This is a genomic window from Streptomyces sp. NPDC029292, from assembly GCF_055569295.1.
The window spans coordinates 1-9488 of record NZ_JBVHXR010000050.1 but is presented as its reverse complement, the minus strand read 5'-3'; the positions used below and the strand labels follow the sequence as shown (position 1 = coordinate 9488).

At 71.4% G+C, this 9488-nt stretch carries 4 protein-coding genes; 2 read left to right on the top strand and 2 right to left on the bottom strand.

What is annotated here, in order from left to right:
• Positions 1 to 114: 114 nt before the first annotated feature.
• Complete coding sequence (locus tag ACZ4WS_RS47575) at positions 115 to 996, top strand: DUF4097 family beta strand repeat-containing protein (RefSeq protein WP_467990437.1); 882 nt, start codon at positions 115 to 117, stop codon at positions 994 to 996.
• 307 nt (positions 997 to 1303) lie between these two features.
• Positions 1304 to 1777: a hypothetical protein gene (locus ACZ4WS_RS47570; protein ID WP_467990442.1), complete on the top strand. Its 474-nt coding sequence runs from the start codon at positions 1304 to 1306 to the stop codon at positions 1775 to 1777.
• A gap of 207 nt (positions 1778 to 1984) precedes the next feature.
• Here the strand turns inward: ACZ4WS_RS47570 and ACZ4WS_RS47565 are convergent, their stop codons facing one another.
• Complete coding sequence (locus tag ACZ4WS_RS47565) at positions 1985 to 7990, bottom strand: amino acid adenylation domain-containing protein (RefSeq protein ID WP_467990435.1); 6006 nt, start codon at positions 7988 to 7990, stop codon at positions 1985 to 1987.
• Positions 7987 to 9324 (bottom strand): serine hydroxymethyltransferase, encoded by a 1338-nt coding sequence (locus tag ACZ4WS_RS47560; protein WP_467990439.1) that lies wholly within the window; start codon positions 9322 to 9324, stop codon positions 7987 to 7989. Before ACZ4WS_RS47560 ends, ACZ4WS_RS47565 begins: the two co-directional genes overlap by 4 nt.
• Between the last annotated feature and the right edge of the window lie 164 nt (positions 9325 to 9488).

Below are 9488 nucleotides of genomic sequence, written 5' to 3'. Positions count from 1 at the left end.
AGCACCACCCAGACACCCGCAGTCCGGCCCCCCACCACCCCACCCACTCACTCCGCAGCCCGTGGCGCCCATCGTGAGGCCACGGGCTGCTTGCTATCCGCCAGAGGGCTCGTCATGCCGGTATTCGACACTCCTGAACCGATCATCGCCACCATCGACATCAACGTCGGCAATGTCTGGATCGTCGCGAGCGACCGCACCGACACGACTGTCGACGTGCGACCCAGCGATCACTCCGACCCGTGCGACGTGGCCACCGCCGAACAGGCCCGCATCGGCTACACGGCGGGAGAGCTCGTGGTGTCCGCCCCGAAGGCGCCCGGCTTCCCCCGCGGGGGAGGTGCCGTGATCATCAACATCAAGCTGCCGACCGCTTCGCGGCTGTACGGCGACGCCCTGGCCGCGGACTTCCACATCCGGGGCCGCGTGGGGGAGTGCCGGCTGACCACCGACTGCGGGCACATCCAGCTCGACGAGACGGGAGCCCTGCACCTGACCTCGGTGCTCGGGAACGTCACCGTGGAGCGAGCGTTCGGCGATGTCGAGGCGTTCGCCGAATGCGGTGACGTACGCATCCGGGTGATCGACGGCTCGGTGCAGCTCAACAGGACCAAGGGTGACACGCGGATAGGGGAGGTCACGGGCAACGTACACGTGTACGCGGACAGCGGTGACCTGTACATCGGCCGGGCGCACGCCGGGGTCGAGGCCAGGGCCTCGCAGGGCGACATCCGTATCGACGAGACGGTACGGGGGCCGCTCGTACTGGAGACCGCGTCCGGCCGACTGGAACTGGGCATCGCCACCGGCGCCGCCGCCCGCCTGGACCTCAGCTCCCACGTCGGCACCGTCTACCGCTCCCTCGACCTCCTCGACGTCGAGACCCTGACACCCACGGAGACCGAAGAGGTCGTACAGGTGCAGGCCCACACCATCATCGGCGACATCGTCGTACGCCGAGCCTCCTGCGACCTGGACGAGGAGGGGTGGCCGTAGCAGAGAAGAGAAGCAGAGAAGAGAAGCAGAGAACACCACAGCGAAGCGCCGTCGCCTCCGACCGGGACTCACCCGGCCCGAGGCGACGGCGCTTTCGCGTTGCCCCTGGTGGGGAGTTGTCCGCAGGATGCCGTGTCGACCCCCAGTGGGAGCTCGGCCGGCGCTGATCGAGTTGACGGTGTGCCGGTGTGTGCCGGTTGTACTCCAGAACGTCCGTTGCTCACACCGTATGCCGCCGAGCAACTCGCGGGCCCGACCGTTCGTCGGTCATAGAGTGAGCTCCTTTATGAGGAGCCAGGAGGACGCCATGGAGATCACCGTCCAGTGGATACGGACCTCTTGGACGAAGCAGTCCCGGGGAGGTGAGGCTGCCTCGCGCAGGAACGCGGCCCCGATCGGCTTCGCTCTGCCGCACACCGCGGCCGCCTCCGCACACGTGATCCGCATGGACGAGCGAGACGGCTTCGGGCCGGTTGAGACCCAGGCAGACCCTGGCCATGTCAACGTTCAGCTCCGTGAAAGCGATGGACGGCTGCGGGTTCTGCCCCGAGTGGAGCCCCGGTTCGGCCTGCCTCCCCGGCCCCGACGGCCCCCGGCGGTGCGACTCGCCCCCGGCCAGTGGGTGCGTTGGCAGCTCAACTGTCGCTTCAGCAGCGCGGCCGGGGTGCGGGACTGGTCCTACTGGCTGGACACGTTCAACATCGCCTACGGCCCGGTGAACACCGATGCGTTCCTCTCCACGCCCACCGCGTTCGTCGACGAGCAAGGGCCGCTCCGATAGCGCCATCCCGCCAAGTCCACCCATGCCGAGCGGCCCCGGGCGAGCGGCCCCAGGCGTCGGCCACCCAGGTCGGGAACGGACACGCGTCGAAGGTGCCCGCCCCGCCCGGTGAACGCGCCGCCGTACTCGTACGCACACATGCCTCGGCCCCCGCCACCGCGCGGGGGACGCGGTGGCGGGGCCCGAGGTGGGCGGCCGGCGGGGGAGTCAGCCGACCTTTTCGGGGAGGTCTCGCAGGAGGCCGCGGAGGGAGTCCACGGTCGCGGTGAGGATCTCCTGGACCTTGTCCAGCTCGTCGTGGGAGAAGGCGCGGTTGTGGCCGGCGTCGCGGACCTCCTCGCCGAAGCGTTCGACCATCCGCTTCAGCAGCTTCTGCGACTCCTTGGCGTTCTTGTCCTTCGGCGTGCCCGAGCCCTGCTGGACACCGCTGCGGATGCGCTCGTTGACGTCGGCCATCAGCTTGGCCTCGAAGGCGTCGCCGTCCCACTTGTCACGGGTCGTGGCGGTGAGCTGCTCCTTGAGCTGCTTGGCCTGCTCCTTGGCGTTCTCTCGCATCTGGGGCACCTGCTCCTTCATATCGATACGGATCTGTCGGGCGAGCGAGGTGGGGGCACCGGGCTCACGGTCGACCACACGCCTCAGTGCGTTGCCGAGGCTGGGCCGGGTCTTGGTGGTCGCGGGCTTGAGGTGCTCGGAGAGCTCCGCGACGGTGGGGTGCTGGAACAGCAGGCGGATCGAGACCTCGAGTCCGAGCGTCCTGCGCATGCGGCCGATGATGCGGGTGGCCTTGAGCGAGTTGCAGCCGAGGGTGAAGAAGCTGTCGTCGATGCCGACCCGCTCGACACCGAGCACGTCCGCGATCAGCTCGCAGACCGCCTCCTCCTGCGGCGTCCGGCCCTTGCGGTGACCGCCCCCGGCGGAGTCGGCACCGGCCTCGGACAGGGCGTCCCGGTCCACGGACCCGTCCGCCGCCAGCGGCAGCGCGTCCAGGGTCACGACCGTGGCCGGCACCAGGTGGTCCGGCAGCTGTCGCGCCACGAACGCGCGCAGCTCCTCGGCCTCCACACCGCCGCTGTCGCGCAGCGGCACGACGTACCCGACGAGCTGGTCGTCCCCGTTCGCGCCGTCGCTCCCGCGGACGACCGCGGTCGCCTGGGACACCCGGGGGTGCGCGGCGAGGACGGTCGCCACTCCGGCGGGCGCGACCACGTGTCCCCGCACCCGCGGCTGCGGGCCGGCGGCACCGGCGTATTCGAGTGAGCCGTCACCGGACCACCGGGCCAGGTCGCCGGTGCGGTACATCCGCGCGCCCTGCGGACCGTACGGGTCGGGCACGAACCGTTCGGCGGTCAGGTCGGCCCGGCTGTGGTAGCCGCGCGCCACGTCACCGGCGACGTACAACTCGCCCGTCACGCCCTGCGGTACGGGCCGCAGTGTTGAACTCAGCACGTAGGCACGGGTGTTGCCGAGCGGTGAGCCGAGCGGGAGGCCGCCCGTGAGGCCCGGCTCGGCGCCGTCGGAACCGGCCGTCACCGGCGGGACGTCGAGCGCGGCGGCGCGGAGCGTCTCGGCCGGACCGTAGGTGCCGACCACCCGCACGCCGGATATCGCCTCGCGTATGCGGCGCACCAGCGGTCCGGGCAGGCTGTCTCCGGTGAGGACGACCGTGCTGGCGTAGATGGCGCCGCCGGCCCTGTTCAGGACCTGGGCGAAGAACGGCGCGACCGTGCTGATCACATCGCCGGTCCAGCCCCAGTCCCTGCCGAAGGAGTCGATCTCCGTGGGCACCTTCACGCAGGCGCCGGAGGCGAGGGCCGCGACGACCTCGAACAGCATCGCGTCGTCGTGCGGTGAGGCGGCCAGCATCTTCGTGCCGGGCTTCAGCCCCGCGGCGGAAGCGAAGCGCAGCGCTCCGTCGACCAGCACGTGGTGGTCGACCGCCACCTCGACCGGAACGCCGTCACCGCGGTACGGGCGACGCAGCCAGGCCAGGTGTCCCGGGGCAAGGGGTGCCCTGCGGGCCCGGTCGGTGGGATCGGTGTTGTCGCCCGGGCACGTGGGGTTCGTCCCCAGTTCGTCGACGTCCGACCGCCTGACGAACTCGGCCACCTGGGCCGGGAGGTTGTCGGGCTCGGCCAGGACGAACGCGGCGCCGGACTTCAGCACCCCCAGCAGCGCGACCGTCTGCTGCACGGAGCGCGGCAGGGCGAGCGCGACCGCGGACTCGGGACCGACGCCGTGCCGGATCAGCTGGTGCGCCAGCCGGTTGGCCCAGGTGTTGAGCTCGCGGTAGGTGAGCGAGACCCCCTCGGAGACCACCGCGACGGCGTCCGGCGTCGCGGCCGCCTGCCGCTCGACCATGGCGGGCAGCGTCTCCCGGGGCACCGTCTGCGCGACGGGCGCCGCGACCGCGACGGCCGCCGTGGCCGCGCCCCGCCGCCCGGCGGCGAGTGCCTCCCGCTCGGCGGGCAGCAGCACGTCGACCGTGGCGACGCGCCGGTCCGGGTCCTCCAGCAGCTGGAACAGCACCTCGTGCAGTCGTACGGCGATGTCGTCGACGGCGTCCTCGGTGAAGAGGTTGCGGTGGTACTGGAGGGTCAGCCGGACACCGGAGTCGGTCTCGACGATCAGGGCCAGCGGGTAGTTGGCGGCGCCCTCGGCGCGTACCCCCGTGACCTCGATGCCCGCCGCGGCACTGGCCTCGGCGATGCCCTCGTGGTCCACCGGATACGACTGGAACGCCACCAGGGTGTCGAACAGGGCGTCCAGACCGGTCTGCTGGTGGATCGCGCTCAGGCCGTGGTGATGGTGGTCCAGGAGCGCGGACTGCCGGCCCTGCAGGTTCCGCAGCAGCTCGGTGAGGGTGTCACCGGGGGCGCAACGGACCCGTACCGGAACGGTGTTGATGAACAGACCGACCATCGACTCGACGCCCGGCAGCGACCCGGGACGACCGGAGACCGTGGCTCCGAACACCACGTCCTCGCGCCCGGTGAGCCCGCTGAGCAGCACCGCCCAGGCGCCCTGGACCAGGGTGTTCACCGTGACGCCCAGCTCGGAGGCGCGTCGCAGCAGGCGCCGGGAGTCGTCCCGGGTCAGCGTGAGGCCGAGCTCTCCGGCCGCGCGGGCCTCGGCGCGCGGAGCGCCGGCCGGGACCAGCAGCGTCGGCTCGTCGATGCCGTCGAGTTCCTCGGCCCAGACCCGCGCGGTCTCGGCGCGGTCCTGACGGTCCAGCCAGGCCAGGAAGTCCCGGAACTGACGGACCCGGGGGAGACCCGAGGCGTCCCCTTCGGAGGCGTACAGACGCAGCAGGTCCTGCATCAGGATCGGCTCGGACCAGCCGTCGATCAGTACGTGGTGGGTGGTGAGGACCAGCGCGTACTGCTCCGGGCCGAACCGCACCAGGGTCAGCCGCACCAGCGGCGGGCTCGTGCGGTCGAAGTGCGTGGCGTAGTCCTCGGCGAGGAAGCGCTGGAAGGCCTCGTCGCGTTCGGCGCAGGACACCGGGGCCAGGTCGACCTCGTTCCACGGAAGCTCGACGCCGTCCACCACGAGCTGCACCAGGTTGTCGTCGGCGTCCGGGACGAAGGCGACGCGCAGGTTGGCGTATCGGTCGAGCAAGGCCTGGCCCGCCGCCCGCATCCGGGCCGCGTCGACCTCACCGGTCAGGTGGAACACGGTCTGCATCTGATAGGCGTCGTAGCCGGTGTCGTTGAGCGTCGACTCGAAGAGAATTCCGGACTGCAGCGAGGTCAGCGGCCACACGTCCGAGAGACCGGGGTAGCGCTCCTTCCATGCCTGGAACTCCGGGCCGCCGGTATCGGCCAGCGGAAGGGAGACGGCGGCCTCGGCCGAGAAGTCGGTGACGGTCGCGGCCTGGGCGAGCCGGGCGACGGTACGGCACTGCAGGATCTGCCGCGGAGTGACCTCCAGGCCGCGGATGCGTGCCCGGGTGGCGACCTTGATGGCGCGGATGCTGTCGCCGCCGGCGACCAGGAAGTCGTCGTCGACGCCGACCCGCTCCACGCCCAGGACCTGGGCGTACACCTCGGCCAGGATCTTCTCCACGCCCGACGCCGGTGCCCGGTAGGGGGCGATGGTGAACTGCGGCTCGGGCAGCCCGAGTCGGTCCAGCTTGCCGTTGGGCGTGAGGGGCAGCTTGTCCAGCGTCACGACCGCGGCGGGGACCATGAACTCCGGCAGCTTGTCGGCCGCGAGGGCGAGCAGCGCGTCGGTGTCGGGGGTCTCCCCGGCCTCGGGCACCACATAGGCGACGAGCCGGTTGGTGCGGGCGACGACCACGCTCTGCCGTACGCCCGGGTGGGAGCGCAGCACGGTCTCGATCTCGCCCAGCTCCACGCGCAGGCCGTGGATCTTGACCTGGAAGTCCTTGCGGCCGATCAGCTCGATCAGACCGTCAGGACCGAACCGGGCGGCGTCGCCGGTGCGGTACAGGCGCTCGCCGCGCACCACATCGCCGTACGACCAGTCGATGAACCGCTCGGCGGTGCGCTCCGGCTGGTCCAGATAGCCGCGGGCCAGACCGGTGCCCGCCAGGTACAGCTCACCGGGCACGCCCGGCGGCACCGGCTGCAGGTCCTCGTCGAGGATGTACGTGCGCTGGTTGGCCATCGGACGGCCGTACGGGATGCTCGTCCAGTTCGGGTCGGCCTTGTCCACCTCGTAGATCGTCGAGTGGATCGAGGACTCGGTGGCCCCGCCCATCACGACGAACCGCAGCTCGGGAGCGATGGCGTGGACCCGGTCCGGCAGGGTCACCGGCACCCAGTCGCCGCCGAGCAGTGCCAGCCGCAGCAGGGGCAGCGGCTCGGCACCGGTCTGCTCCAGGTGGTCGGTCAGCAGGTTCAGCAGCGCCGGGGCGGAGTTCCAGACGGTGACCTCCTCGGCGAGCAGCAGCTCGGCCCAGTGCGCGGGGTCCTTCGTGCGGGCGGCGTCGGGCACGATCACGGTGCCGCCGGCGACGGTCAGGCCGATGAACTCGTACACGGACATGTCGAAGCTGGGCGACGACAGCGCGAGCACGGAGTCCCCTGCACCCACGCCGTAGCGGGAGTTGAGGTCCGCGATGTTGTTCAGGACTCCGCGGTGGCGCAGCGCGATCGGCTTGGGCGCACCGGTCGAACCGGAGGTGTGGATGATGTAGCAGAGGTGGTCGGGGCCCGCGAGGCGGCCCGGGTTGTGCTCGGGCAGCCGGTCCAGGACGTCGGCGTCCCGGTCCAGCAGGACCAGCGGCGGGCTCTGCCCGTCGCCCTCGGGCAGGTTCCCGGTCAGCGCCTCACGGCTGATCATCACCGTGCAGGAGGTGCCGGCGACCATGGCGGCGATGCGCTGGGCGGGATAGTCCGGGTCGAGCGGCACATAGGCGCCGCCCGCCTTGAGGACCGCGAGCTCCGCCACGAGCAGCTGCGCGGAGCGGTCCAGGCACAGGCCGACCCGGGCGTCCGGGCCCACGCCCAGGGAGCGCAGGTGGTGGGCGAGCCGGTTGGCCTCGGCGTTGACCTGGCGGTATGTCAGACGCTCGGTGCCGTGCACGACGGCGATCGCGTCGGGCGCCCGGTCGGCCCGTGCCTCGAACGCCTCGTGCAGGGTGCCCTGGTTGGGCAGATCCGTCTCGGTGCCGTTCCACTCGACGAGGGTGCGGTGCAGCTCCTCGTCGGAGAGCAGCCGCAGCCGGTTCACGGTGCGCTCCGGGTTGCGCAGTCCGTCGGCCAGCAGCGTGCGGTAGTGGTCGAGCAGCCGGAGGACCGTGGTGCGCTCGAACAGCTCGATGTCGTAGTGGAGTTCCGCCTGCCGGGCGCTGACGACCAGCAGGAGCTCGAAGGGGGAGCCGTCCCCGGACGGGGCCGCGCCGGTGGTGAAACCGACGGGGCCGTCGGCCGGGGCCGCGGCGGTGCTGCTCTCGGCCAGGTCCCGCAGGGTCGTCTCACGCGCGATCTCGAACCGGACCTCTCCCGTGGGCCCGGTCAGGGAGATCTGGTCCTGCCCGGTGTAGCGGTGCAGTACGGCGGCGAAGGCGGCGGCCAGCACGCTGTCCCGGACGGACCGGGCCTCCAGGGCGACCGTCTCCACGGCCGAGGTACGGGGGGCGAAGCCGGGGCGGCGCGGCTGGTCCGTGGGGACGAGCACGGGCGGCCAGGGCTCCGCGGTCATGTCGGCACGGGCGTCGGCGGCTGAGCTGTGGTCGGTGATCACGTTCCGACTCCGATCAGGGAAACCGGGACACTGGCAGTCGTGTCGATGGGCAGGGGATGACGGGTGCACAGCCACCGGACTTCCTCGCGGACGGTGGCGACCAGGGCCGGATCGATGCGGTACTCGGTGTCGGACTCGGTGCGGGTGCCGGCAAGCACCGTGTGCAGCAACTGGGCGCACTCGCGCATCTGCTCGGGCCCCATCCCGCGCTGCGCGAGGATGTTGGTGCCGAGCCGCAGTCCGCTGGTGACCAGCGGCGGCTTCGTGTCGCCGGGGATGCGGTTGCGGTTCGCGAGGATGCCGCACTCCTCCAGGGCGCGTTCCGCGGTCACCCCGGTGAGGCCGATGTCGGCGATGTCGATCAGGACCATGTGGTTGTCGGTGCCGCCCGTGAGGACCCGGTAGCCGAGGGCGGAGAGCTCCGCGGCGAGTGCCCGGGCGTCGAGCACGATCAGCCGTGCCGCCTCCTGGAAGGCCGGCTCGGCGGCCAGGGCGAAGGCACGCGCCTTGGCGGCGATGGAGGCCGGGCTGGGCGTGCCCTGCGACTGCGGGAACACGGCGCGCTGCATCAGCCGGTTCAGCGGGGTACGGCCGTCGGGTCCGGGCGTCCGGTACTCCCGCCCGCTGAGGATCAAACCGCCCCGGGGGCCGCCCAGTTGCTTGTACGTACTGGTGGTCGTGATGTGGGCGACGTCGATCGGGCTCGGATGCCGACCCGCGGCCACCAGGCCCGCGATGTGGGAGATGTCCGCGATCAGATACGCCCCGACAGTGTCGGCGATCGACCGGAACCGGGCGAAGTCGACGGTACGCGGATAAGCGCTGGCTCCGGCGATCAGCACCCGGGGCCGGTGCTCCAGGACCAGGTCCTCCAGCCGGGCGAAGTCGATGCGGCCGAACTCGTCCAGGCCGTAGGACACCGCGTTGTAGTGGCGTCCGCTCACCGATGCCCGGGAACCGTGGGTGAGATGGCCGCCCGCGTCGAGGTCGAGGCCGAGGAGTGTGTCGCCCGGCCGGATCAGCGCGGAGAGGACCGCGAGGTTGGCGGAGGAGCAGGAGTGCGGCTGCACATTGGCGTAGCGCGCGCCGAACAGGTGCTTGGCCCGCTCCACCGCCAAGTTCTCTATCTCGTCGAACTGTTGGGCCCCTGGGTGGTAACGCGCCCCTGGATAGCCCTCCGCCGTCACGTTCGAGACGGCCGCTCCGCCGGCGGCGAGGACGGACGGGTCCGCGATGCTCGCCGACGCGATCATCGCGAGGATCGTGTTCTGCTGACTCACCTCGGCGTCCAGCAGGGCGGCGAGCTCGGGATCGGCCTGGTGCAGTGAGTCCATGCCGATCCGGAGCAGCTCCGCCTGCTCGCCCGTCGTGGAACGGCCGCCCTGCTGAGTTCGTGCTGCTGCGGCGACTTGCTGACGTGTCATCACCTAAACCTCATCTCACGCTGGATGCGCCTTGAAGGACGGAAGTGCACGTTGCTGCAGGCCAGTTGAGGCCG